General features: G+C 46.1%; 20 protein-coding genes. 8 read left to right on the top strand and 12 right to left on the bottom strand.

The window, feature by feature from the left end:
- Positions 1–17: 17 nt before the first annotated feature.
- The 3 genes from V202x_RS12775 to hemG all read left to right on the top strand — a co-directional run bounded on the left by V202x_RS12775 (position 18) and on the right by hemG (position 3556).
- Positions 18–851, top strand: a complete 834-nt coding sequence (locus V202x_RS12775; protein WP_145175219.1) for a uroporphyrinogen-III synthase — start codon at positions 18–20, stop codon at positions 849–851.
- A gap of 125 nt (positions 852–976) precedes the next feature.
- Positions 977–2035, top strand: coding sequence for a uroporphyrinogen decarboxylase (gene hemE, locus V202x_RS12770; protein ID WP_145175216.1), 1059 nt, complete (start codon positions 977–979; stop codon positions 2033–2035).
- 48 nt (positions 2036–2083) lie between these two features.
- Positions 2084–3556 (top strand): protoporphyrinogen oxidase, encoded by a 1473-nt coding sequence (gene hemG, locus V202x_RS12765; protein ID WP_145175213.1) that lies wholly within the window; start codon positions 2084–2086, stop codon positions 3554–3556.
- 33 nt (positions 3557–3589) lie between these two features.
- On the opposite strand, the gene V202x_RS12760 is transcribed toward hemG, so the two are convergent.
- Together V202x_RS12760 and V202x_RS12755 are read right to left on the bottom strand one after the other, a co-directional pair.
- Positions 3590–5392 (bottom strand): sulfatase-like hydrolase/transferase, encoded by a 1803-nt coding sequence (locus V202x_RS12760; protein ID WP_145175211.1) that lies wholly within the window; start codon positions 5390–5392, stop codon positions 3590–3592.
- Positions 5393–5569: 177 nt separating this feature from the next.
- Positions 5570–7018 (bottom strand): DUF1598 domain-containing protein, encoded by a 1449-nt coding sequence (locus V202x_RS12755; protein WP_145175208.1) that lies wholly within the window; start codon positions 7016–7018, stop codon positions 5570–5572.
- Positions 7019–7915: 897 nt separating this feature from the next.
- Here V202x_RS12755 and V202x_RS12750 point away from each other — a divergent pair.
- Both V202x_RS12750 and V202x_RS12745 read left to right on the top strand, forming a co-directional pair.
- Entirely contained in the window at positions 7916–8695 is a 780-nt protein-coding gene (locus tag V202x_RS12750) for a DUF1559 domain-containing protein (RefSeq protein WP_145175205.1), read from the top strand.
- A gap of 188 nt (positions 8696–8883) precedes the next feature.
- Positions 8884–9606 carry a hypothetical protein gene (locus V202x_RS12745; RefSeq protein WP_145175202.1) on the top strand — a complete coding sequence of 241 codons (723 nt, stop codon included), beginning with the start codon at positions 8884–8886 and terminating at the stop codon, positions 9604–9606.
- Positions 9607–9710: 104 nt separating this feature from the next.
- On the opposite strand, the gene V202x_RS12740 is transcribed toward V202x_RS12745, so the two are convergent.
- From V202x_RS12740 to V202x_RS12725, 4 genes are all read right to left on the bottom strand, one after another.
- Positions 9711–10094 carry a hypothetical protein gene (locus tag V202x_RS12740; RefSeq protein WP_145175198.1) on the bottom strand — a complete coding sequence of 128 codons (384 nt, stop codon included), beginning with the start codon at positions 10092–10094 and terminating at the stop codon, positions 9711–9713.
- 116 nt (positions 10095–10210) lie between these two features.
- Positions 10211–10642: a DUF4198 domain-containing protein gene (locus V202x_RS12735; RefSeq protein ID WP_145175195.1), complete on the bottom strand. Its 432-nt coding sequence runs from the start codon at positions 10640–10642 to the stop codon at positions 10211–10213.
- A gap of 106 nt (positions 10643–10748) precedes the next feature.
- Entirely contained in the window at positions 10749–11684 is a 936-nt protein-coding gene (locus V202x_RS12730) for a DUF1559 domain-containing protein (protein ID WP_145175192.1), read from the bottom strand.
- A 342-nt stretch (positions 11685–12026) separates the two neighbouring features.
- On the bottom strand, positions 12027–13643 hold the full coding sequence (locus V202x_RS12725; protein WP_145175189.1) for a phytoene desaturase family protein: 1617 nt from the start codon (positions 13641–13643) through the stop codon (positions 12027–12029).
- A gap of 321 nt (positions 13644–13964) precedes the next feature.
- Here V202x_RS12725 and V202x_RS12720 point away from each other — a divergent pair, with 321 nt between their 5' ends.
- Positions 13965–14465 carry a hypothetical protein gene (locus V202x_RS12720; protein ID WP_145175186.1) on the top strand — a complete coding sequence of 167 codons (501 nt, stop codon included), beginning with the start codon at positions 13965–13967 and terminating at the stop codon, positions 14463–14465.
- 78 nt (positions 14466–14543) lie between these two features.
- Here the strand turns inward: V202x_RS12720 and V202x_RS12715 are convergent, their stop codons facing one another.
- The gene (locus V202x_RS12715; RefSeq protein ID WP_145175183.1) at positions 14544–15797 is read right to left on the bottom strand and encodes a hypothetical protein; all 1254 of its coding nucleotides are present in this window, start codon (positions 15795–15797) and stop codon (positions 14544–14546) included.
- A gap of 454 nt (positions 15798–16251) precedes the next feature.
- Here V202x_RS12715 and V202x_RS12710 point away from each other — a divergent pair, with 454 nt between their 5' ends.
- Positions 16252–17343, top strand: a complete 1092-nt coding sequence (locus V202x_RS12710) for an acyltransferase family protein (RefSeq protein ID WP_145175180.1) — start codon at positions 16252–16254, stop codon at positions 17341–17343.
- A 43-nt stretch (positions 17344–17386) separates the two neighbouring features.
- On the opposite strand, the gene V202x_RS12705 is transcribed toward V202x_RS12710, so the two are convergent.
- The 3 genes from V202x_RS12705 to V202x_RS12695 all read right to left on the bottom strand — a co-directional run bounded on the left by V202x_RS12705 (position 17387) and on the right by V202x_RS12695 (position 20032).
- On the bottom strand, positions 17387–17827 hold the full coding sequence (locus V202x_RS12705; protein WP_197993366.1) for a hypothetical protein: 441 nt from the start codon (positions 17825–17827) through the stop codon (positions 17387–17389).
- A 131-nt stretch (positions 17828–17958) separates the two neighbouring features.
- Positions 17959–18900 carry a DUF1559 domain-containing protein gene (locus tag V202x_RS12700; protein ID WP_145175178.1) on the bottom strand — a complete coding sequence of 314 codons (942 nt, stop codon included), beginning with the start codon at positions 18898–18900 and terminating at the stop codon, positions 17959–17961.
- Between the two features lie 289 nt (positions 18901–19189).
- Positions 19190–20032 carry a 5'-nucleotidase, lipoprotein e(P4) family gene (locus tag V202x_RS12695; RefSeq protein ID WP_145175175.1) on the bottom strand — a complete coding sequence of 281 codons (843 nt, stop codon included), beginning with the start codon at positions 20030–20032 and terminating at the stop codon, positions 19190–19192.
- 285 nt (positions 20033–20317) lie between these two features.
- On the opposite strand from V202x_RS12695, the gene V202x_RS12690 reads away from it, so the two are divergent.
- Positions 20318–22375 carry a PEP/pyruvate-binding domain-containing protein gene (locus V202x_RS12690; RefSeq protein WP_145175172.1) on the top strand — a complete coding sequence of 686 codons (2058 nt, stop codon included), beginning with the start codon at positions 20318–20320 and terminating at the stop codon, positions 22373–22375.
- A gap of 100 nt (positions 22376–22475) precedes the next feature.
- Here the strand turns inward: V202x_RS12690 and V202x_RS12685 are convergent, their stop codons facing one another.
- Entirely contained in the window at positions 22476–23003 is a 528-nt protein-coding gene (locus tag V202x_RS12685) for a carboxypeptidase-like regulatory domain-containing protein (RefSeq protein ID WP_145175169.1), read from the bottom strand.
- A gap of 164 nt (positions 23004–23167) precedes the next feature.
- Entirely contained in the window at positions 23168–24130 is a 963-nt protein-coding gene (locus V202x_RS12680; protein ID WP_145175166.1) for a DUF1559 domain-containing protein, read from the bottom strand.
- Positions 24131–24410: the final 280 nt, after the last annotated feature.

Genomic DNA, 24410 nt, shown 5'->3' with positions numbered 1-24410 from the left:
TCTACGGCGATTTATTAATGATGAATACTTCAGGATTACGCGTTTGCAGTTTCGAAAGTCGGAAGAGCGAAGCGATGCGGGCCTTAATTGAACGAAATCAGGCAGTTCCAACACTTGTGCATTCGATGGATGAAATTCCATTGGATAACAATGAGCGTGTAAAGGCATTCTGCGAAAAATTATTTCGAAATGAGATCGATGTCATTGTTTTTTTAACGGGTGTGGGGGCTACAGCTTTGCTGAATGCTGTGGAAGTTGATTATCCACGTGAACAGTTTCTGGAAGCATTAAGAAATATAACAGTTACCGTCCGCGGGCCAAAACCGACAGTCGTCTTGCGAAAGTGGGAAGTCCCCATTGATTACGCGGCTCTTGAGCCAAACACCTGGCATGAAATAATCTCGGTTTGGGATCAGCATGATTTTTCAGTGACTGACAAGCGGATTGCCATTCAAGAATATGGGAAACCGGTCCAGGATTTTTACGATGAGTTACACGCACGTGGGGCAGAAGTGCTGCCCGTGCCAGTCTATCGTTGGGCCCTGCCACAGGATTTAAGCGGTTTACGCAACGCAGTTCATGCCACGATTCAAGGAGAATTCGACGTGCTGATGTTTACCAGCGCGCAACAGATCTCGCATGTTTTACAGATCGCGGAAGTGGAACAGTTGACTGAAAAATGGCTGCAAGCCGCTTCACAAACCATGATTGCTTCAGTTGGTCCGGCCTGCTCGGAAGCATTACAACAGGCAGGACTTTCGGTCGATTTTGAAGCCAGTCCCCCGAAAATGGGGCCCCTGGTAAAAGACGCACTTCAAGTGGCTCCTGAAATCTTAGCCAAAAAACGTTGATTTGCGATTCCGCATCGTATTGTTTCCGGGAAACCGGTCCCTCCAGAATTTCAGTCCTCTTCAATTCCTGCTAAAATAAGTCTCACAACGATCATTCATCAAAGTCGTAGTTGAAAGAAACAAAAATGAATTCCGAAATGGCTGAGACAGCCAGTTATCAAAATAGTCGTTTTATGAAGGCGGTTCGCCGCGAGCCCGTAGATACCACGCCGATTTGGATCATGCGACAGGCGGGGCGCTACCTGCCTGAATACATGGCGGTTCGCAGCAAAACGACTTTTATTGAGCTGTGTAAAACCCCTGCTCTGGCTGCGGAAGTCACACTCACTGCTCAGCGAGTCCTGGGCGTTGATGCTGCGATTCTCTTTGCCGACTTACTTCCGATTCTGGAACCGATGGGCCTGAATTTGGAGTATCTCAAAGGTGAAGGCCCTGTCATTCATAATCCCATTGAAGAAGCTTCGCAGGTGGATCGCCTGACGGATATCGCTGACATGAACTGTCTCGATTTTGTCTTTGAGGCAGTCAAACTGATTCGGGCCGATTTGCCCGCTGATATTCCCCTGCTCGGTTTTGCAGGTTGTCCATTTACGTTAGCCAGCTATGCTATCGAAGGGGGAAGTTCCAAGAACTACCGCCGTACCAAGCAGATGATGTATAACGACCCGGGAGCCTGGCATGCGTTAATGACCCGCTTTGTTGATAACCTTGTGATCTATCTCCGGCGGCAAATCGAAGCTGGTTGTCAAGCCGTTCAAATATTTGACAGCTGGGCAGGATGTCTCTCACCGGAAGACTATCAGAAATATGTCCTACCCTACACAGCCAAGTTGGTCGCCGGAGTTCAAGACGATGCACCCGTGATTAATTTCCTCACCGGTAATCCAGCGTTGCTGCCGTTACAACGTCAAACGGGAGGCCAGGTGTTCGGTGTTGATTGGCGAATCAATCTCAAAGATGCCTGGGAGATCCTGGGCGAGGATGTTGCTATTCAAGGAAACCTTGATCCGATCTCCCTCTATGCGGATATTCCGGTACTCAAGGAAAAAGCAAAATCCGTACTCGATGCGGCCGCCGGTCGTAACGGACATATCTTTAACCTCGGCCATGGTGTGATGCCGGATATGAACCCCGACCATGTGAAAGCACTCGTAGAAATCGTTCACGAATTAGGGAGCAGGTAAGAAGCTTTCATTTTCTCCCCGCAACGTGTGTTTTAATCGACTAAACTTATGAATCAACCTCCTCCACATTCAGCACAATCCAAACGAGTCGCGATCGTCGGGGGAGGCATTACCGGTTTGTCTGCCGCATATCGCTTGTTGGAACTTGCTGATGAAAACGGGCAGTCAATTGAGATCACGGTCTTTGAATCCCAGTCAGCCGCCGGAGGTTGGATCGGCTCGATTGATCAAAAAGACTATCTGATCGATACCGGCGCCGACATGTTTATCACCAACAAACCGGCGGCGATCGAACTTTGTAAACGGCTGGGACTGGAAGAGGAGCTGATTAAAACCAATCCACGATACCGGGGTGCTCTGATTCTCAAAGACGGCAAACCCGTTCCGGTTCCATTGGGATTTGAGTTGATGACGCCCTCCCGCATTGGACCCATGGTAAAGACCCCGCTGTTGAGTCCTTTGGGAAAGTTACGCATGGGGCTGGAATATTTGATTCCTCGTCGACAAAGCCCCTCAGGGTTAGATCAGGATGATGAAAGCCTGGCTGATTTTGTCAAACGTCGTTTCGGACAGGAAGCGTTGACACGTTTAATCCAACCTCTGGTCGCGGGAATATATACTTCTGATCCGGAGAAGTTAAGTTTACGTGCCACCCTGCCTCGCTTTCTGGATATGGAACGCGACCAGCGTAGTTTGATTAAAGCGATTCGCAAACAGAAACGAGAAACAAAATCGGGCGATGCCACTGGCGCGCGTTACGGATTATTTGCTGCGTTCCGTGGAGGCATGCAGACGTTGACTCAAACACTGGCTGAAAGAGTCTCCGAGCGTGGTTCAGTTTTGTATGATCATCGCGTTACTAAAGTCTCCCCTTCACAGCCTGCGGGCTACGAGGTGACTGTGGAAGAATCAAATGCTCCCCCGCAAACACAACAGTTCGACGCCGTGATCTTCACAACCGCAGCGCCTCACACCGCAAAGATGACAGATCACTTTGCACCCGAGCTTTCCCAATTGTTGAATAGAATCGAATACGCTTCGACGGCGATTATGTTAAGCGTCCATCGACTTGAAGACATTCGACATCCGTTGAACGCGTATGGTCTTGTGATTCCCGCAGCCGAACAACGTAAGATATTTGCTGTCGCATTCGCGAGTCGAAAATTTCCCGGTCGTGCTCCTGAAGGTTGTGTGCAACTTCGCACATTTGTCGGCGGTGCGATGCAGCCAGAGATGCTGGAGTATTCCGACGAGGAGTTAAAGACGATTGTCCGAACCGAACTCGAAGACATTCTAGGCGTCACCGGCGAACCACTGTTTTCAAAGTTACTCAGGCATAATCAATCCATGCCACAATATCATTTGGGGCATCTTGAACTGGTCGAACAAATCGAACAACAGGCGGCAAACTACCCAACTCTGGAGTTAGCGGGCAACGCTTATCGTGGCGTTGGCATTCCCGATTGTATCCTCAGTGCGGAACAGGCAGCCGAGAGATTGTTCTCTTCGTTCAACTCATAATTGTTGCTGTGACAAAAATGAATCGATGTTTTTTTATTGACCGCGCGCGATTTCGATTCCCTTCACATCAATCATTTTTGTACCCGTTTTCTTAAGCCCCGTTAATGTGAGGTCATAGCGTCCTTTTTGTAATGCAACGGTTCCCAGTTCAATGGTTGCCCAGGTTTTTCGCATGTAATTATCTGATTGTTCCACACGGTCCTGGTTACCAATTTTGGGTGGGTCGTGTGGTTTTGAAATCGTGGCCGTCAGTGTTTGGTCTCCGATTTTGGTTTGGATTTGACAGCCGGCATCTTTTTCAGCACACGTGTATTTCAGAGTGAGTGTGTAAGTTCCGGGGGTCAATACATCCAGATGCCACACCGCGGCTGCATTGGGATCGGTCCAGTCTTCAATCCAACTGTTCGCATAGCCGTTATGCCCTTTACCACTGTAGTTTATCCCCTGCCCGGCTTCCGGTTTCAGAAACGATTCATTCGCGGGAACTGAGGTCACGTTTTCTTGAGGATGTCCCACGGGAATCGGAATGGGCTCAAACCCTGCACTCGAAACATCCTTAAACCAGTCAGCATAGGCTGCCTTCAATTGTTTCAAGACTTGCGGATGCGCTTTCGCAACATCTTTTTTCTGTCCTGGGTCAGCCTGCATGTCATACAGGCTCCATTTGCGGTTTCGTTCATAAGCGGCCCGCCAGCGATCGGTGCGAACCGATCCCACGGGCAGTTCTGTTCCGGGAATCGAATTCCGAAAGAGTCGATCCGTGAAGATCATACGTTCCGGCCAGTCTTCTGCCGACTCGTTCGTCAGTAGCGGCACGAGGCTTTTTCCGTCAAGGGGAATGCCAGGAGCCGCATCAAAATCGCAGAAATCCAGTAGAGTGGGAAAAATATCAATATGTCCGGCGATCTGCTTGACGACAGTTCCCGGCTTGATTTTGCCCGGATAACGCACAAACAGTGGCACGCGAATTCCCCCTTCATGAATCGAACCTTTGCGGCCTCGCATGCCACCATTATACCGATTACTGTTCGGCCCATTGTCTGTCAGAAACAGTACAATGGTGTTCTTGCTCAAATCAAGATCATCCAGAGTCTGCATCAAGCGTCCCAGGTTGTCATCGACACTTTCCACCATCGCATAAGCACAACGGGCTCTGTCATCCAGTCCTTTGTTCGCATACTTCTTCCAATATTTTTCTGGTACAATCCACGGCGAATGTGGGGCATTGTAAGGCACATAACAGAAGAATGGCTTGTTTTGATTTTGTTTGATGAATTCAATTGCTTTGTCCGTCAAGACATCGGTGATGTAGCCTTTGGTTTCAACCGGTCGTTTATTGTGTTCGAGGTTGGTATCAAAATAACTGTTCCAGTGACCGCCACAAAAACCGAAAAACTCCTCGAAGCCTTGCCCGTTCGGATGCATGGGGTAATGTCGTCCATTGTGCCACTTCCCGAACGCACCCGTCGCATATTCTTCTGATTTCAAAACCTCGGCAATCGTGATTTCCTCAGTCCGCATACTTTCAAAACCACGAGTCACGCCATGCACGCCGGTGCGCAAACTGTATCGACCCGTCATTAACGCAGCACGCGTCGGCGCACAAACGGGAGAGACATAAAACCGATCAAAGCGTGCCCCCTGCTTTGCCAGCAGATCCTGATTCGGTGTGTTGATTAAAGGATTGTCATGCGACCGGATATCTCCCCAGCCTTGATCGTCAGTCATAATCAACAACACATTCGGCGAGTCAGCAGCTTGCAGAATTTGACTAGATGAAAAAACGAGAGCCAGAATGAAGCAGCAGACAAAATTCAGGAAGCGCGAACGTCTCATGATGAAAATCAGTTTCCTTTTAAGATCAGAGAAAAAAATGAACTAAAGTGTAATCAATCAATGATAATTTAACTTTACTACCATCGTGGGTGCCACTGTCGGCTGGCCCGACAGTGCAAATCCATCTTCAACGAAAATAAACCGCATTTACCAGTAGACTTGATTCGAACTCACCCGTCAATCCCACCACCAGCGTGTTGTGTTTTCTCCCCGTCGTTGAATGGCTGCGTTTTTTTTCTGATCGAGTGTGTTGTCTCGGGATGTCAGAAACTCCGTCTGATTGACAACAGCCCGTGCGTTCACAGTCACTCCTCCCCCTACCAGACAGATCATCAGTCGACTGGCCTTCTTATAATTCATCGCAGTCGGTACCTGTTTGGGAATGTTTCCCTGAGGAACAAGATAATCCATTTCACTGGAAAAGAACCGGTGATCCCAGCCGACCTGCTGGTGCAGTCGTTCCTTGTTGATCAACGCAGCCAGAACCGTTAAATCGGTAATCGATTGCAGTTCCGCGAAGGTGGGGTGCTGATCGGCCAGTTTCGCAAAATACTTTGTAAACTGTTGTGCGTACCTGGTCGTTGAAAGTCGAGTGTGAGCGGCGTCGGAGCGTTGACCCGCCTGATTGACGAATTCTTCCTGCGACATCATTTGCAGACGCTGACCCGAAAAAGTAAATGCGTCGCGGTTGGCTGTGGTGGTAAACGCATCATACAACGGCGTAAACCACCAGCGTTGAGTGCTGTTGCCGCCCCCGCGGAGCGTTGCCAGATGGCTTTTGATCTCACGAATGCCAGAGGGCTCCAGTCCAATCGAAATTCGTTTCAACATATAGTCGGCTTCAACGAGCACCCGTGCATAATTCGAACCGGCGGGTACACCAGTCACAGAGACATCCTGCATCCCCAGAATCTTCGCCATCGTTTTGAAGCGTGTGACAGCGGTAGCCGTTGAGGAGGCGCCATTGGTGCGACGAATATACTCATTCATGCGTGCCAGATTTTCCCGCTTTGCGTCAAACGAACAACCTGTGATCAACCCCCGCTCCTGTGATTTGAAGGCTACGACTAAATCATCGAGCCGCAGAGGAGGCCTGCCCGATTCGACTCCCACCATGCGATTCTGTGTATTGGGCGCAAAGCCTTCCGCGGGACCGGCAATGATCAGATCGTTGTGTTCCTGATCCACAAACAGATAATCAATCCGCCACAGACCCGCCAGATATTGAACTTCAGGTGGAATCGGCTGATTTTTCTCCTTGAGTTCACGGCACGCCTGTTCGAGTTTGACGAGTGAGATTTTTCGAAAGTCTGATTTCTGATTCAGATCAGACGAGAGGTTCTCAGCCGCCAGTGCTTCGAGCCGCCGATGGTTCAATTGCTTACTGTTTTTGGCCACACGGAACGGCGCAGAAATCACGCCGGCGGCATCAATGGTAATGCCCCCCGCGTTTTGATTTTGATTGTTCTGATTGTTGTTGTTATTCCCGTTATTGTTTCCGCCCCCATTCACCTGTGCTGAGAGTGGCGAACCGACACAGGTGACCAGAAATAGAAATAACAATGCGGGAACGGTGCAAAGAACAGACGTGTTGCTTTTCACTTTTTTTTGAGGGGAGTTATTCATCAATCGATTCTTTCTGCCCGCTGATTGCTGCCCGCAATGTTTTGTCTGCAAACGTTTGCTCACGACTATCGTTATTCTAGCAATCTGTCACGAGCAAAGTCAGTTTTTTTGTTCATTTCCAGGGGGAGAACTCAGAGATTCACGGATTGATAGGGAACAAATCCAACCCCATTCAACCTGTGTACTACTGCGAAATAGATATCTTGATCGGCCCAAATCGATGCCTAAGATCCCTGCCAAGTGGCTCGCGCGCGTTGGAAATTAAGTTCACTCACAGATACAGGTGAAGAATTGAAACCATACAAATCTGAGCACATTTCGACCGCAAACCCCGATCTCAAGCGAAGTCAGATAGTTAGGCAGAATTTTGATGTTTTGTGTATGACTGCTCATGTCAAACTCGTTTCCCTTTTTCATTACCACGAACGGCTCCCAAACCACAAACAACGACACCAGAAGTACCATAACCGAGACATTAAGGCGCATAAGTAATTTTGACCATCTTGTCTAAACTTAATATTCGCTGAGAAATGCTACCTGCATTTTGCAAACAACAAATCAAAGAAAATACTTCACTTAGCATTTTCTAAATCATACAGATGGAGACGAACGAGAATAGACATGTTCTGTGTACTCAACTGTGATTGAACATGCTAAACAAATTCGTTATTCATCATATCTTTCGTTTACTGAGAATACTTGTTTCATAGGCATCATATTTATTTCTTGTATAACATGACTTTTATTGAGTATAATCGAAGATACGGATCAAAATTCTGAATCAATCTTCGAATCATCCACAGAATTAAAAATGAATCGGCGGGCTGCTGAAAACTCAATTCTTTTACGATTGTTCTTTATTACAATCGTTGAACTTCATTTGAAAGTCAGCCTGACATGAATGATTCTGCCGATCTTCCACCAGAGCCTAAGAAGTCGATCTTTAAATTTAGTATTGCTGAAGTCTTTGTCATGATTACGGTAATTACCCTGTTAGTGATGCTGGTACTTCCCATAATTAATTCTTATTTATACAGATATGATAAAGGGCATCTGAGGATATATTCTTTAAATCGTCTCAGAAATATTGGTTTAGCGGTCGTTAACTACAGTGCTAGTCATGACTCAAATATGCCTCTCGATACAACAACAGATCTACAAGGAAAGCCTCTGCATGGTTGGATGACGACATTAATACCGTTTCTGGATGAAATAGAACTGGCAAATCAAATCAATTATGAAAAATCATGGAAGGATTCTGAAAATCAAACCGTTTTTACAACTAGTCTCCCATTTTTTCTTAATCCCGCCATAAGAGACCTTTCAACTAATTCAGAGGGATATGCACTAACTCACTATACTGCTAATTCGCGCGTAATCGGGATTCAAAAATCATACAGTCTCGATGAAATATCTAACGCTGATGGTATGGCAACTACAATTCTGGTCGGTGAAATTAATGGAAATTTCCCTGCTTGGGGTTCAACTTCTAATTTTCGGGACCCAGTCCAAGGACTCAAAGGGGGGCCTGAACAATTCGGTAGTCCATTCAAAGCAGTAAATGTCATCTTTGCTGATGGAAGTGGCAAATGCTTAAGCAAAGATATCGACCCTCAAATTCTAAAAGCGCTTAGTACCCCTGATGGTGGCGAGCGAGTTTCCCGGGATGACTATTAAGGGGCTTTTTTGAACAAATATCCTAGTTTATTGTATTCGACAGCTATTAGTCGCAATCAATACTCATACCCACTTCAATACAAGCACTGCTCAACACTTCAGCTCAAACTCTACTCTTATGAACAAAAGCCCTGATCACGTCTGCTTTCTTATCCGATTCGATATTCAGTCAGAAGTGGAGACTATCCATGGCGACGATTTCTGAAATCATCCGCTGCCATCAAGAATTTGCAGCCGCCCAAAATGCTGTGGATTTACTTCCGCGGAAAGTTAATCTGGCTTTGCAAACGTGTCGCGCTGCGTTAGTCACACTTGAGTACCGGCTTGCTGACATCGATTATCCAGTGAAGTCACTGATTTTAGATCCGGATCAGGGGCAAGCAGACCGGATGGCGCAGCTTGAAGCGCATACACGCCGCACAATTCCTGCCGTGCTGAAACAGTTGTGGCATGTGATTGGCGGGATTTCGTTTGTCGATCTCGATGACTACACTCATGTTGACTTCTGGGACGGTTTAGGAATCACAGGCGCAAAGGAATTCTGTGATGGTGTCTATGTCGAAAACTGCAGTCCGGAATTACTGGAATACATCATGGATGATTTCGATGCCCATCAGGAGGATGATGCCGAGTCGGAATTTATTTTTACGTTTGCGCCTGACGGTTATCACAAGGACGATATTTCTGGCGGACCACCTTACGGATTGAATGCAGGAGAGTGGCTGCCCCTGGTCTGCAACTTTGAATGGACTGGCTATCGACGTCCCGAAAGTGCCAATTCTGCATCAATCGATTTCATGGGCTATCTGCGGACTGCAATTCTGGAATGCGGCGGTTTTCCCGGTCTCATCGGACACCCAAAGTTCGAACCGATTCGCATGCGGCTGGTGGAAGGGCTCCCCGCCTTCTGAAGTGGATGCAGAGCATCATGCGGAAAAAACTTCGTGATTCTTCTCTCACTTTTCAGCCGCGCGAAAACGATATCTCAACAGTAAGCATTTTACTGAGCGGCTTGTTATTCAACCCATGTCCAACGGCCGGCCACTTTACCGGACTCATCAATGGCAACGGTTGCATGCACATTGTTCTGCTTCCAGGTTCTTAACGAGTAGGATTGAATGGAACCCTGTTTTGCTGCCGACTGGTTTGAAGCATCGAGCATCATCGTGGGGTTTGCCAGGACGCCGTTCATCTGGGAGACGCTGTCAGGTTGTGTTCCGAAGAAAGCATCGGCTTCTGCTGCGGAAATTCCCAATGGGATCGAGGCCACCGTTGATTCCAGTTCGGTCACGGTCCGATCGGGGTGATGTTGATAATAGAATGCGAGAAAAATGGGCAGTGAGAGTACAAAGACCGCAGCAAAAAAAATCAGATATTCTTTGAACGATGACTTCTTCATAGTGATCCTGATTGTACACAATTTCTAAATTGCGTCCCATTTAACCATAGCGGCTTCAAAGCGATGATACGAGGTCCAAACAGTCCTGGAAACATAACAATCAACCTGAATACAGTTTAGTTCGATTTCAGGTCAAAATTGATCGTGTTGTCTCCCTCAGTTACATCAGCAGTGAGTTCTGTTTTCTCGTTGTATTTCGCAGGGATCGACTGCTCATCACCCGGTTCCTCATTATCATCCGGCAGCTTGAAGATGGTCACTTGATGCTTTCCACTGGTGGCGCCAGCGGCTTTGGGATTGTAATATAATCTAAAAGAACCATCTGCTTTCGTCGTTGCGCTGGAGGCACGTCTGCGTGCTTTTTCTCTGACTTCTTCCGGCTCAAAAACGACTTTGGCATTACCCAATGGTTGTCCATCCAGAGTGATGACGCCTGTGACTTCATAAAGGTCGGGTAATGGGTCAGCTCCATCTCCCAGGCAGCCAGAGAAGCTGATTAAAAAGAATAGGACACACACTGTGTTGAATGAACGTGTTTTTGTTTTCATGAAATGAGCTGTCTTCTTCACTTGAAAGTAATTAGGTACACACCGGGAGCATGGCTTTAATCCATTTGAGACGCCATGATTTTCAGATGAACAATGTCAATACCGATTAAAATTCCGGTAAAATTTCTCCGCCTCTGATGGAAATCAATGCTGCAACAACACCAGCCCGATCGACATTTTCGCTGATGAACCGCACAGATCCATCTGCCAAAAGAATATGTGCGCCACCAACGTGAAAACTACCCGCGCCCCAGGCATTTTGCTTTCCATTAGTATGATCAAAGTTAAACGTGTAGCCGACAACTCCGGGTCGATTAAAAAATGTATGGGTCGCCACATTCCAGAACGGTCCATAATCAACCCTGGCTTTAATCAACTGTGATTCACACAGCACCATTGTATTACTTGAGCCATCAATAATATCCCGAATCCGAGCTGCCCCATTAGGTCCTAAGGTTCCTTTGCGTATATCTGAGTTGGCTCCCCAACTACCACCAAAACCGCCTGTTGCATAATGGGCAACGGCATAACTGGTTCGCCAGCCAAATCTGGCATAGTAGACTGGGTGTGTAGTATCTCTTTTGGGGCTCCCTGGATCCGAGGGACAGAGAAAAACAGGCACCGGTGAAGTCACCACTGAATATTGATCCGACGTGGGGGCGGTACTAGGGCAAGTAGAGTACGTACCCTGCCCACTCGGAAGGCTCCAGTCAAAGAGGTTATATAGATTCGCCTGGTCGAGAAACGGCAAGAGCATTTGATAGCAGGTGTGATTCAAAATCTCACCAGAGCCATGCACATCATCACAATCTCGAAAGCCCGCATTGATCGTTGCCGGTGGGAAAACACGATGAGTCTCGTGGTAGTTGTGCAACGCCAGCCCCAACTGTTTCAAATTATTTTTACAGGTACTGCGGCGAGCTGCTTCGCGCGCCTGTTGCACAGCGGGCAAAAGCAAAGCAATTAAAATCGCAATGATGGCGATGACGACTAAGAGTTCAATGAGTGTGAACCCGTACTTTCGTGAATGTTGTAAACGCATGAGTGTGCCTTTCGAAAGATAAAACTTCCGCTAATTGCGTTATTGAGATGGATTGATCAACTGAGTTGATCACAAATTGAGAGAGTATAGTTCTATACAGATAGTCTAATGAATCACTACACTGGCATTCATTATTTCGAAGAAGAGATCTCTATCAAGATTAATTCACAGAAACAATTGTGCTTTTAATTGAACTTAAGACATGCAAGCAAAATATGTTAGGGGAAACCATTACATACAGATGCAATGATATGTTCGCATGTTGAGTTTAGATACATGAATGTGTGAGGATGTAACGTGGTGATGTGTCTCAGTTTCAGTTTGAACGGTACCGGTAAGATCTTAGAATTTTACTTCGCGTAGCATCTCGCGCGCGGCATTGCGGCCGCAGGCGCCCATCACGCCTCCACCAGGATGAGCGGCACTTCCGCAGAGATAGAGGCCTCGAATCGGTGTGCGGTAATCGCTCCAACCGGGGACGGGACGCAGGTTGTACAATTGATGCGCGGGCATCGCACCCTGGAAAATGTTACCTCCGGTCAGGCCGAAAGTTCTCTCCAGATCAAGGGGTGAAATCACCTGGCGATGTAGAATTGATGACGGTAAGTTCGGTGCGAACTCCGCGATGCGCTCAATGCAACGGTCGGCGAAGTCTTCCTTGAGTTCGTCCCAGTTGCCATTGGCTAGTTTGTAGGGCGCGTATTGCACAAACAGTGACAAGATATGATTTCCCGGAGGTGCTAACGTGGTGTCGACAGAAGTAGGGATGGTCATTTCGATGATCGGTTTTTGTGAGGGGTGACCATATTTGGCATCGTCATAAGCCCGTTCAATTTCTTCGCAAGTCGCACCGATGTGAATGGTGCCGCGATGTTGTGGACCCGGTTCCTGATTTCCGGGCATGCAAGTAAAATCGGGGAGCTCACTCACTGCGAGGTTGATCTTCATACTGGCACTGCTATAGTCAATGCGGCTGACTGCACATTGAAACGACTCCGGCAGCGTTCCGGCCGGGATCAATTTTTCAAACGTCACATGTGCATCCGCATTGGAAGCGACACAGCGTGTTTGGATGGTCTCCCCACTCGAAAGTCTGACGCCTGTCGTATTCTGATTCGCGATTAAAACTTCCTCGACCGTTACACCGGTTCGGATTTCGACACCCGCATCTTGTGCCGATGCTGCCATCGCCTGACTCAAGGCGCCCATGCCCCCTTCGACATAACCCCAGACGCCCCGCGCTCCACCCGCCGAACCCATGACGTGATGGAGTAACACATACGCGGTTCCCGGTGCAGACGGTGGTTGAAAGGTGCCGATGATCGCATCGGTCGCCAAAGTTGCTTTGAGAATATCGGATTCAAACCAGCGATTGAGAATGGGCAGCGCTGCGCCAGTGAGGAGTTCAATCGCTTCCGGAATGGTCTCGCCCAGTTGTTTTAATGATTGATGCAAATGGTATGCGGTTTTTGTATCGCGAAGTTTCTTACTGAAACCGACCGAACGCCAACTGGCTGGCAGTGGCAGCAGATCGGGGGGCGTCTGCATTAACGCCGGTTCCAGGCATTCTGCAATTTTTTGAAGCATTGCTTCATAACGGGGATACTGTTCTGCGTCGCGCTGGCTGAATTGCGCGATCTGTTCCTGGTTCTGCTTGAGGTCCGGTCCCAGCAGCAGCGATTTTCCGTCGGCACGTGGTGTGAACGAAGAGGGATTCCGCGGCAACACGCGATAACCATAACGGGCGAGTTGCATTTCCTGTTCAATCTCCGGCAGCAGCAGGCTGACCAGATAGGAAGCCGTTGAAACCTTGAAGCCGGGCCAGAGTTCTTCAGTGACACACGCGCCGCCGACCAGATCGCGACGTTCAAGAATGAGGACCTTCCAGCCCTTTTGCGCCAATTGATGCGCACAGACGAGTCCATTATGCCCTGCCCCTACGATCACACAATCGTACATTGATGCTGTTCCCGGAAGTGAAGTGAATTCGTTTTGATTGCTGGTAGTATTATGAAGAGATGATGAAGTAGTGCCAGTGTGTGCGGTCTAGATTTCAAAAGGAATCGTGGGAATGCGGCATCACAGGCAAATAAGTTAGCGTCCTGCGAACCCCGGTCACTCTGATTTTGTCCACTTTTTGATGATTTTATAAAAAAATGAATTCCTGTGACATTCATGGAAAATGCGATTGTTTGACTAATTTTGATTTTATAAAATAACGCCATGGGCCATTGATCGAGACGGAAAACTCAATACCTCATCAATCAGGGGAGATCTTAGATGAGTGAAATTAATAACGAAGATCAGAGGTTAATCTACCAGACATGTCCCTGTTGTAAAGCAGACGTCGAGCGGGAAGCAGAAGAATGTCTTTTTTGCGATTTTGATTTCCGCCGGGCTCAATTCGAAAATGGCCTGTTGGAGACTAAGGACAATTCGACTTCGTATTTCACCATGTTCATTGTCAATTTGTTGATGAGTATGATTTCCATCTTTGTAACATCAATGGAATCACCTTCTCGAAAGAATGTCGCTCCATACAAAAGTGCGATTAGTGACCAGGATCAAGAGTTATTTACAAAATTTATGATCAAGCATGATCAATCGATTCCGCTCGAAATCAAAACACTGATTAATCGGGAAGAAGAAACGGAACGTTTGAAAATCGTTTCGGTGACTGTGTCTGGCCAGAAGCGTTTCACGACACCTTGCACAAAAACGTCATTTAACAAGGGGGAGTTTGATCTGCTGGAACGATTTCGGGTCCCACAAACGAAGTAGTGATTTGATAGGGTTAACGTAGTTTCATTTCGCCTGGTTATTGAAACTGCTTCAGGATTAATTCTGTTGACTTTCAGTTTATTGCTTGTTTTCCAGTTTTTGCTTCAGCATCTCAAGCTGGGTCTGCAGATAGTCAATGCCTTTGATTAATTGCTTTTTGGTTTTTCCGGATGCGGTTTCCGCTTCTGTTTTAAGCTGATCCATTTCCTTCTGCATGGTGAGCATGGCAGATTTATATTCAGCAGTCAGTTCTTTTTGTAATTGCTTGCGTTGTGCCTGTAGTTCACTCTGCCGATTTTGAAGCCCTGTTTTCGTTTCTGATTTTGCTTCTGTGATACGTGTTTCCAGATTGGAGATCTGCTGATCCAGTTTCGCCATAAATGCTTCTGTCTCAGAAATCATTTTGGTATTGAAGTCAGTCGTAGACTGAGCGATTTTGCCCAGTTCCGATTTCAATTTCTCGGAGGCACCCTTATTGGATTTTTGAATCATTTCAACTGTCTGGTCAAAATAGGCATGCGACCTCTTGTTAATCTCCTGAGTGTGAGTTCTTAATTCTTCATATTGCTTGTTGGATTGTGCATTCAGTTGATCTATCTGATCCATTAAGTTTGCTTTTGTTTCTGTTGAAGCGGTTTTGGCCTGGGACTTCAAACGGGAAATTTCTTCAGCTAAAGAGTCAAGGAAATTTTCATATCCCTGACGAAGTTGTTTGACTTCTTCCGTATACCGCTGACGGATGGTGGCTCTTTTCTCTATTAATTTTTTGGTTATTTTTTCTTTGTTTTCTGCCGCTTGTTTTTCTAGTACAGTCAATTCATCACGAAGTTTTTGAATTTGCTCGCTATAGCTGTCTTTTAAACTTAAAAAAGAGTCGTTCCATTCGCTACGAAGGCGATCGATGTCCTTCGAAAGATTCGCTTTGGCAGCTTCTTTTGACTCTTTCATTTTTTTCCAATGCTCCAACAGGTCCTTTCCCGCTGAATCATATTGTTCTTTGTATAATTTCTGTTGATCTTCCAGTAACGATTTCCATTCCGTGTTGAGACGGTTCAACTCTGTTTGAAGATCTTCTTTGGACTGTGCTGATGCAGTTCGTATCTCACTTTTCAGTTTTTGCCACTGCTTTTTTATTTCAGCGATCCGAGAGCCTACATCTATCTGAGAGTCTACTTGAGTTTCTTGCTTTTGTTTTTCAGTACTCGTGTTTGTGTTCTCTGTCTGATCCGCGCAACCAGCGCCAATCAGTGTGACAAGACACGCTGTCTGGATCACTCGGTGAAAGATATGTGAGAAGAGGCTGCTTTGATTCAGAAAATTCAGTTGATGCATTTGAATGTATTTCCTCTATATAGTGACATGAACAAAGCAGTCATAATTAAGTGTAACCAGCGAGTGTTGCTTAATGAGTTCCTACCAGATCATCGTTTCAACTTTATATTGCGATTGTGAAAATGAATTTTCCACACGAATTAACAAAAAAGGAAGCAAAACATCTGATTTTAATATTTAATTACCTTAAGTTGTTTTCCCAATGGTTGCAAAGGACAGTCCCGTTCGAGGGCATTTGCCTAAGAGGAATGAAGGCTGAAAATATCAAATGCACCTCGATATTGTTATCGATGGGTAGTACTACTCTATCGTAAGCATTTACTTTGCTGAAACTTGTTGATATGAGGCAGCTCTTTCTCCATTATCTTATATCCCATCTTGACAGGATTCCCTTTGTTCGCGACAGTTTGGGCGTGATTTGCTCAATAAAGACGTTCAAAAATCGGGCCAGGAAATGGATTTACTGTCTCTCGATCACCCTCGCTTGAAACAGAATAACTTCGATCTGTTACGATTGTTGTTGGCGATGACTGTCTGCCTGGTACACGCTTATGAGCTTTCGGGTTTTGAGCAACTACGAGGGCTGGCAGGGATGTTGTCGGCACAAGTCGCAGTTCAGGCGTTTTTTGTGGTGAGTGGCTTTTTGATCGTGATGAGCTACGAACGATCTTCTTCTCTGACTTCTTATGCCGGTAAACGCGTGCGGCGGATTTATCCCGCATATGGCGCGGTTATCTTGTTGTGTGCGATCAGTTTTGTTGTAGTGAGCCGGCAGCCCATTCAAGACTATTTTTCTCTGGTATGGCTCAAGTACGTGGTTGCGAACCTCATGTTTCTGAATTTCTGGCAGCCGAACTTGCCTGGGGTGTTTGAAACGAACAAGTTGGCAGCCGTCAATGGAGCACTGTGGACGCTCAAAATTGAGGTCATGTTTTATCTGGCTGTGCCACTGTTCGTGTATTGCTTTCGCAAATTTCCCCGACTTCCTCTACTCATTTTGATTTACTGTCTCTCGGTGGCGTACGCAGAACTAATGACTTTCGCAGCAGTTCAGACTGGGGTCAACTTTTACGAACGGCTGGGACGTCAATTGCCGGGGCAACTCTCGTATTTCATGGCGGGGGCGTTTTTGTTTTATTACCTACCCTTTTTTGAACGCCATGTGAGATACTTTGTAATTGCGGCGGTCGCGGTGTCTCTAATCCACTTTCAATTTGCCCTGCCCCTCCTGCAACCTTTTGCACTGGCGATATTAGTTCTCTTTTTCGGTCTGTTTCTGTACGCAGGGAACTTTGGCAAGTATGGAGATTTTTCCTACGGCGTGTATATCTTGCATTTCCCGGTGATTCAGCTTTTGTTGAATTCGGGTTGGTTTACAGGGCGCCCCTGGTATTTCCTCTTTTCCGCTGCCAGCACCACATTGATTGGGTCGATATTCATGTGGAACGTGGTAGAAAAACGGTTTCTACTGCGGAACAGCCATTATGTGGGAGCCGTTGAACCAACCGAAGCAAAAGTTCCCGTTAAGGAACCAGCCAGACTGTGATCAAGAACTGAGTGGCTTGGTTTGGCAATGTCATTAGAGAATTTTATTTTGACTTTAAATCGAAATCGAACTTATTTTCGCCCTGAGTGACTTCAGCAGTTAATCCGGAATTTGCACTATCAGCGTATTTAGGTGGAATCAAGTGCTTCCCTGCCTCATCGGGATTATCCGACATTTTCATAATCGTCACTTTATGATTTCCTAAAGCTGCTCCCGTGGCATCCGCGTTGTATTGTAATCTATACGAACCGTCTGCTTCTGTAGAGGCACTTGAAGCACGTCTTCTGCCTTTATCGCTTACTTCCTGTGGTTCAAATACGATGTTTGCTTTTCTAAGTGGTTTTCCATCCAAGGTGATGGTGCCTGTCACCTCTGCGAGATCAGGTAAAGGTTCGCCACTACTTCCCAAACAGCCTGAGGAAATACAGAGGATAACCAGAAAAATGAGGTTGGTACTGGCAAAGTAATAAGATCTTATTTTCATGAAAATAACTGTTCTATTTGTTGGACCTGAGAGTTTGCATATAGAATGACATTGACCAATTCGAAATACCGCGATGACAAAGTGCCATCGCGGTATGCATTGTGGTTGCCAGATAAGAATTCAAGAGCCGATTAAAATTCCGGAAGAACTTCACCACCACTGATTGATACCAATGCTTGAACAACTCCAACGCGGTCCACATTTTCGCTGAGGAAGCGAACGGCACCATCGTTCAGTAGAATATGAGCTCCACCAACGTGGTGGCTACCTGAGCCCCAGGCATATTGGTTTCCATTACCATCGTAATTATTATTAATGTTATATGGTGAAACACCAGGCAAGATAAAAAACGTGTGTGTCACTGCATTCCAATAAGGACCGTAACTCGTTGACGTTTTTCTCAATTTTGTCTCACACAAAACCATCGTATTACTAGTACCATCAGTAATGTCACGGAACTTAGCTGCACCATTGGGGCCCAATGTCCCTTTACGTGTGTCCGCGTTAGCGGCCCAACTACCACCGCCTCCGCCCGTTGTGTAATTTACGACTCCATAACTGGTTCTCCAGCCAGGAGCAATATAGTAGTCAGCTGATGTGGTTGAATGTGATTGTGTTCCCGGATCTGAGGGACAGACAAAAATAGGTACTGGTGAAGTTACGATTGAATACTGATCTGTTGTAGGAGCGGCGGTTGAACAGCCACTACCGTGCGATGCACGTCCACTGGGGATGCTCCAGTTAAATTGGTTGTAAAGGTTTGCCTGATCCATAAAGGGTAGGAGCATTTGATAGCAAGTATGATTCAGAAGAGGGCTCGAACCTTGCACAGCAGTGCAACCATTAAGACCTCCATTAATTGTGGCTGGTGGGAAGACACGATGGGTGTCGTGATAGTTATGCAACGCCAAACCGATTTGCTTCAGGTTATTCTTGCAGGTACTGCGGCGAGCCGCTTCTCGCGCTTGTTGAACTGCCGGTAAAAGTAGAGCGATCAAGATAGCGATGATCGCAATCACTACTAACAATTCAATCAGTGTAAAACCATTTTTTCTTAGTCTTTTAGTGCGCATTGAGGGTGCCTGCCTTTCAACGAAAATAGATAAAATTGAATTAGAAAGAGATGAAGTGTGTGTATTTCTTCAACCAGGGCGCGTGATTGAGAGATTTAAATACTGATAAGATAAGTAGATATAACTATTAATATAGATTTATTAATTATATCAAATAATTATTACTACCGATGATTGGTAGTCAATGCTATAAATTAATAAATGTAATTAATTGTTAAATATTTATGAACATTAAGAAACAAAATGTTACTTGATAGAGAGGCACTGCCCCAGTGCGATTACCAACGAATTAATTGTTGTTGGAATCGAGTGCTTCAAATTTCAAGTGGAGCTTTTTTGCAGCGGGCATCGCACCGTCGTAATGATAGAAGGCTTTTTCCCAGTCGCCGTAGACCGGGTTCGGCAGGAGGATCCATCTTCTGCCCCAATAACTTTTAAAGCGTTCACCCTGTGTGATGCGTTCTGGCGGCGGAATTTTTCCCTGGTAGGTGAAGTCGTTGAAGTCATCGCCCAGCAGCAGCAGGATTCTATAATGACGGGCGACAAAGGCGCGGCGTGAGGTTTTATTCCAGGTCCAATCTGGTTTTTCGTTCTGACAGAGTACCTGCGATTGATTGATCTTCATGCCAAGCACGCGGGACAGGTTTTCCACGGTCGGAGTTTCCAATCGATAGTCGCGATTCGTAATGAAGAAAATCGCTACGTTGTTTTGAATCAGATGATTGAGGAACTCTTTAACCCCAGGAATCGCTTTTGACTTTTTTTCTCTGACCCATTGGCTCCATAGTTCTTCATCCCAGTCTTTGTCTCGTTTGACGAGCCGTGCCATAAAAGCCGCGTTGTTGAGTACCGTTTCATCAAGGTCGAGAATCACTGCAGGAGGAAGCTGTGCGTACCCTGCTGTTTGCTCCACCGCCGCCGTCCAGCAGGGATCTCTCAGAGCGTTGATTGCTTGCATGGTTGCGAGTCGATAAGCCTGAACACAGGCGACATCATGTTCCACAGAGGTTTGCATCCAGAGTGTCGCGTCGAGTCCCTGATAAGTTTTGGGTGAGGAAGCCGTTGACTCTTCTACATAGGCACTTAACGTCTGCAAACCGAACAATAATAAAAGTAAAACCGATTTCTGCATGAGAGGCTCCCGTATGAGCTGGCGGCGTCTGATAATTGAACCTTTTAAGAAACTGGGGTGTTTATGATTCTTGAATAAAACTAAATACGCTTTTGAATTCTCATTGTCAATCGATGTCTGAACTATCCGGCTCCGTGCTGGTGGTGTTGGTGCTGATAGATCTTATTCTATTAATGTTAGCCTTTGCGGAACTATTTCGTTATTCTATGCAACGGGCCATTCTGAATCATTTTCAGCAAGTCAGACACAAAAATCAGAGTCCCAGAGCTAAGAAAAGGTTGAGTCATGGCAAGTCGATATACCTGTCCGTTATCTGAGCTGAATTCCTCTCATGTTTCTGAAGCAGGTGGGAAAGGGGCTTCGTTGGGTGAGCTGATGTGTGCCAAGGCCCCTGTCCCTCCCGGTTTTGTAGTAACGAGTATTGCGTTTCAGAAATTCATCTCCCAAGGTGACCTGAAACAAATTATCGTTGATACCATTCAGACGCTGAATGCAGGACAGATCGATTTAGCTCAAGCGAATCAACAGATTCACTCAGCCCTTGAAGTTGCAGCGATTCCTGACGAAGTAATTGAAGCAATTAACAAAGCGCAGCAAACGCTTCAGGCAGGTCGAGTTTCTGTGCGTTCCAGCGCCACCTGTGAGGATAGCGCTACCAGTGCCTGGGCTGGACAATTAGAAACGTTTTTAGATGTCACACCTGACAAGATCGTAGAAAACGTTCGAAGCTGCTGGCTTTCTCTGTTTAGTGAATCGGCTTTGTCTTATGGTGCCACTCATGGATATGCGGCGGGGCAAATTTCTGTGGCCGTTGTCGTTCAAAAAATGATCGCCAGTGAAATTTCCGGCATTGGATTTTCAGTGCATCCTGTCACACAGGAGCCGGACATTCAATTGATCGAGGCCTGTTTGGGGCTGGGAGAAGCCATCGTTTCCGGGAGAATTGTCCCAGACCAGTTTGTGGTTGCGCGTCATTCTAATGAAATCCTCGAATCCATTGTCGGTGATCAGAAAGAGGCATTGTGGATGGGGAGCGATCATTCAAAACCGAAATGGCAGGACCTGGATGGTCGAGGAACGAAGCCGAAAATCACCAGCCAGCAAGTGATCGAATATTCAAAGATACTGGCTCGCTTGCACGATCATTACGGGCATCCCATCGATACAGAATGGGCGATTGAAGATGGTGCGTTTCAGATATTACAGGCACGGCCCATTACCACTCTGGCGAAAGAGTATGATCAAACCCTGATTGATGAGTCTCAGGAATGGCAATTTCTCGTTCGTCGCCCGTTTTTTTTGCTGGCGGCGACAGTCCTGCCCTTTTGGCTTGATTCAAAACATGCTGACAAAACCTTAGGTACACATTTAAACGAAACATTATTGATTCAGGATGATACGGGACTGTTTAATCTCTTTTATGCGAAAAAGTCAATCGATGCCTATATGGAGCACATTGGCAATCTGTTGCAAAATGAGCGGACTCATCTGATCGAGATTTTAAAGCATGCATTAGGCCTCTACGACGAGGGGTATGCACGAATTGATCGAGGGCTTGAAGGATTTGACAGTTTGCAGGAGATCGAAGATTTCTTTGCCGATATCGCTCAGCACACGACGGTCTTTCCTGCCTGGGTTTTGATCTACATTGAATCAAATCAAATTGACGATCCTGAAGTGCAGGCCCTGTCAGAGAAAATTCGCTCACATACATTTTACCCGGTGATCGAGCGAAGAATTCTCGAACCATTGGCAATTAAAACTGCAAAAGCGCTTGGTTTTTCCAAACCTGAACGGGCTTGCGAGTTGATCGTCTGGAGCGAGTTGAAAAACGGATTAGTGACGCGGGACTTGTTAGAGTCTCGTTTAGCCGCCGTGGAGGCGGGCCATCGGTCTATTTTTCAAGTCATTGAAGATCAGGAGACATTTCATCTCGTCTCACAAACAGGTTACTTACTGACACGACTGGCAAAACAAAGACAGCTCCAGCCTGTGAATCATTCCCATGAGTTAACAGGTCAGGTAGCCTGGCCAGGGGTTTTTCGAGGACGTGCCCACGTAGTTCTGAGCCTGGACGCAATGGGACAGACCATGGAACCCGATGAAGTTTTAGTTTCGATTCAATCCAGTCCGGCTTTGATGCCTTTGTTAGAGCGGTGTGGGGCCATTGTGACCGATGATGGTGGGATTGCCTGCCATGCGGCAATCCTTGCTCGTGAGTTACGGAAACCAGCCTTAATCGGTACGCAGCTGGCAACCAGAAAAATCAAAACAGGCGATCTGATCGAAGTCGACACATATCATCAAGTCGTTCGCATTCTCGAACACGATCAGTCATCTTAAACTCACCATAATCGTGATTCACTCTACGAATTCACAAGCCCCTGATGTCTCTGGAACATCAGGGGCTTGGAGTTCTGTGATTTTGTGAGATACTTTTGCGTTACTTTGATTGTAATTCGAAATCATAAGTCAGATTCGGATCGGTACTTTGTTCCACTTCCACTGTTAACTTCGTGTTTTCAAAATTACTATATTTGGCAGGCAACGATTCTTTGGCTCCTTCTGCCATGGCATCTGCTTCTGTGGTTTCTGGAGGTACAACAGATCCGTCTGGCATCAATACTTTGCTGATGATAACTTTGTAGTTACCTGGAGCGATTCCCTTTGTTTCCTCAGGACTCACATTGGCAATCGGCGTAATTAATTCAAAAATACCTGAGTTGTCTGTGATGGCAGATGCCATCCGAATGTCTGCTTCTCCCTCTTGAGGGATAAATGTGATGGTTGCGGCAGCCAATGGCGCATCATCTAATGTGATTTTTCCCTTAGCGGTGACGAGTTCAGAGAAGACCTTCGGAGTTTCTGAACCTCCACTACAACCTGAAATACCTATGCCGATCAATGCAATGAGAAGAAACTGATAGCAGGTTTGTATTCGCATTTTTAACAGTGATAATGGAAAATTCATATAATGAGGCTCCTGAGAGTGATTCAAACTAAAAATGCCCGAAGAAGACAATTGGTTCTTCGGGCAGTAACTGAAACAGTTGATCGATCTGAAAAAATTAACGATGAATTGTTCTGAGACGAATAGATTCACAAGAATGATTGAATGGCTATACGGAGTCTCTGTTAGCGGAATTCGCCGAGAACATTTCCATCAGCAATTCGATCAAGATTCCTTCGAATACTGACATCGCTATTTTCACTGAGAAAAATCACTGCGCCATCTGCCATTAATACGTGCAATCCACCGACGTGCCAACTGCCTGTCCAACCCCAGTCACCCAAACGTGGTTTAAAATCAATTCCACTACGAATGGTATTGTTTGGTGGTGATTGTCCCAGTGAGAGTCCGATTTGTACCCAACCACGACCGGCCCAACTCGCATTATTTCCATTACCACAACATGATTTTCTGGTTTCAGTCATCATGGCTGTGTTACTTGCTCCATCCTTAATATCTCGAATACGGCACTTACTACCATCTTCAAACATGAATCTGGTTGTGAGTGAACGTGTTGCCCATCTATTACATTCTGTATGTAGTCTGATAGAAATAAAATCATAATTTGTTCTATGTTCCGGAGTTCCACCAGGTAAATTATAAGTAGTACTTGTGGATGAACCTCCAGGGCCTGGATCAGTAGGACAACTAAAGATGGTCATGACTCGATTCACCTGGTTGGCATTTGTGGTTGCATTGCCTCCCGAAAGCGGGATACCACTTGAAGAATAATCATCAAAGGCGAGATTGAAATCCAGATTAGAGTAAAGTGCTGCCTGATCTAAGTAAGGAAGAAGTAAAACTAACCCATTCATGTTCATTGCAGTGAGTGGTGGGTTGGGACTTGAACCACAATCCCCACTTGCTACTTGGCCTGGAGGGAAGACACTGTGCGTGTCGTGGTAATTATGGAGTGCTAATCCCAGCTGTTTTAATTGGTTTTTACAGGTACTTCGTCTGGCTGCTTCACGTGCCTGCTGAACCGCGGGAAGTAAGAGGGCAATCAAAATGGCAATGATCGCAATCACCACAAGTAATTCAATAAGGGTAAATCCTCTTCGTTTTTTTGAAGGTCGTTCCTGTTCCATTCCAATTCTCCTTAAAAAGATAAAAATGATGGCATACGTAATTAAATATAACTTTGGTGAAATATAGCGCTGTTTATTAATTAACTATATTAATATAAATGAGTTTTGGTATATAGTCAATAACGACAATTGTTTACGTGCTTTGTTCAGAGGTGAAAATAGAGATCAATCCTGATCGAATCGAAGAAATTGGTAGCAGAGACGAAGTAAAACCCCCCTACTTAATTTTGGAGGTAAACACTATGTTTTGTTAGGGTTTAGGCTAATGGGAATACAGAAG

Origin of the sequence: Gimesia aquarii (assembly GCF_007748175.1) — a bacterium.
Taxonomy (GTDB): domain Bacteria; phylum Planctomycetota; class Planctomycetia; order Planctomycetales; family Planctomycetaceae; genus Gimesia; species Gimesia aquarii_A.
Note: the sequence above shows the minus strand (reverse complement) of the source record. Positions and strands in the feature narration are given on the sequence as shown.

Bases quoted from the DNA above. Each gene is read 5' to 3' on its own strand.
- V202x_RS12775 (WP_145175219.1), top strand. From the start codon at position 18: ATGATGAATACTTCAGGATTACGCGTTTGCAGTTTCGAAAGTCGGAAG.
- hemE (WP_145175216.1), top strand. From the start codon at position 977: ATGAATTCCGAAATGGCTGAGACAGCCAGTTATCAAAATAGTCGTTTT.
- hemG (WP_145175213.1), top strand. From the start codon at position 2,084: ATGAATCAACCTCCTCCACATTCAGCACAATCCAAACGAGTCGCGATC.
- V202x_RS12760 (WP_145175211.1), bottom strand. From the start codon at position 5,392: ATGAGACGTTCGCGCTTCCTGAATTTTGTCTGCTGCTTCATTCTGGCT.
- V202x_RS12755 (WP_145175208.1), bottom strand. From the start codon at position 7,018: ATGAATAACTCCCCTCAAAAAAAAGTGAAAAGCAACACGTCTGTTCTT.
- V202x_RS12750 (WP_145175205.1), top strand. From the start codon at position 7,916: ATGAATGATTCTGCCGATCTTCCACCAGAGCCTAAGAAGTCGATCTTT.
- V202x_RS12745 (WP_145175202.1), top strand. From the start codon at position 8,884: ATGGCGACGATTTCTGAAATCATCCGCTGCCATCAAGAATTTGCAGCC.
- V202x_RS12740 (WP_145175198.1), bottom strand. From the start codon at position 10,094: ATGAAGAAGTCATCGTTCAAAGAATATCTGATTTTTTTTGCTGCGGTC.
- V202x_RS12735 (WP_145175195.1), bottom strand. From the start codon at position 10,642: ATGAAAACAAAAACACGTTCATTCAACACAGTGTGTGTCCTATTCTTT.
- V202x_RS12730 (WP_145175192.1), bottom strand. From the start codon at position 11,684: ATGCGTTTACAACATTCACGAAAGTACGGGTTCACACTCATTGAACTC.
- V202x_RS12725 (WP_145175189.1), bottom strand. From the start codon at position 13,643: ATGTACGATTGTGTGATCGTAGGGGCAGGGCATAATGGACTCGTCTGT.
- V202x_RS12720 (WP_145175186.1), top strand. From the start codon at position 13,965: ATGAGTGAAATTAATAACGAAGATCAGAGGTTAATCTACCAGACATGT.
- V202x_RS12715 (WP_145175183.1), bottom strand. From the start codon at position 15,797: ATGCATCAACTGAATTTTCTGAATCAAAGCAGCCTCTTCTCACATATC.
- V202x_RS12710 (WP_145175180.1), top strand. From the start codon at position 16,252: ATGGATTTACTGTCTCTCGATCACCCTCGCTTGAAACAGAATAACTTC.
- V202x_RS12705 (WP_197993366.1), bottom strand. From the start codon at position 17,827: ATGAAAATAAGATCTTATTACTTTGCCAGTACCAACCTCATTTTTCTG.
- V202x_RS12700 (WP_145175178.1), bottom strand. From the start codon at position 18,900: ATGCGCACTAAAAGACTAAGAAAAAATGGTTTTACACTGATTGAATTG.
- V202x_RS12695 (WP_145175175.1), bottom strand. From the start codon at position 20,032: ATGCAGAAATCGGTTTTACTTTTATTATTGTTCGGTTTGCAGACGTTA.
- V202x_RS12690 (WP_145175172.1), top strand. From the start codon at position 20,318: ATGGCAAGTCGATATACCTGTCCGTTATCTGAGCTGAATTCCTCTCAT.
- V202x_RS12685 (WP_145175169.1), bottom strand. From the start codon at position 23,003: ATGAATTTTCCATTATCACTGTTAAAAATGCGAATACAAACCTGCTAT.
- V202x_RS12680 (WP_145175166.1), bottom strand. From the start codon at position 24,130: ATGGAACAGGAACGACCTTCAAAAAAACGAAGAGGATTTACCCTTATT.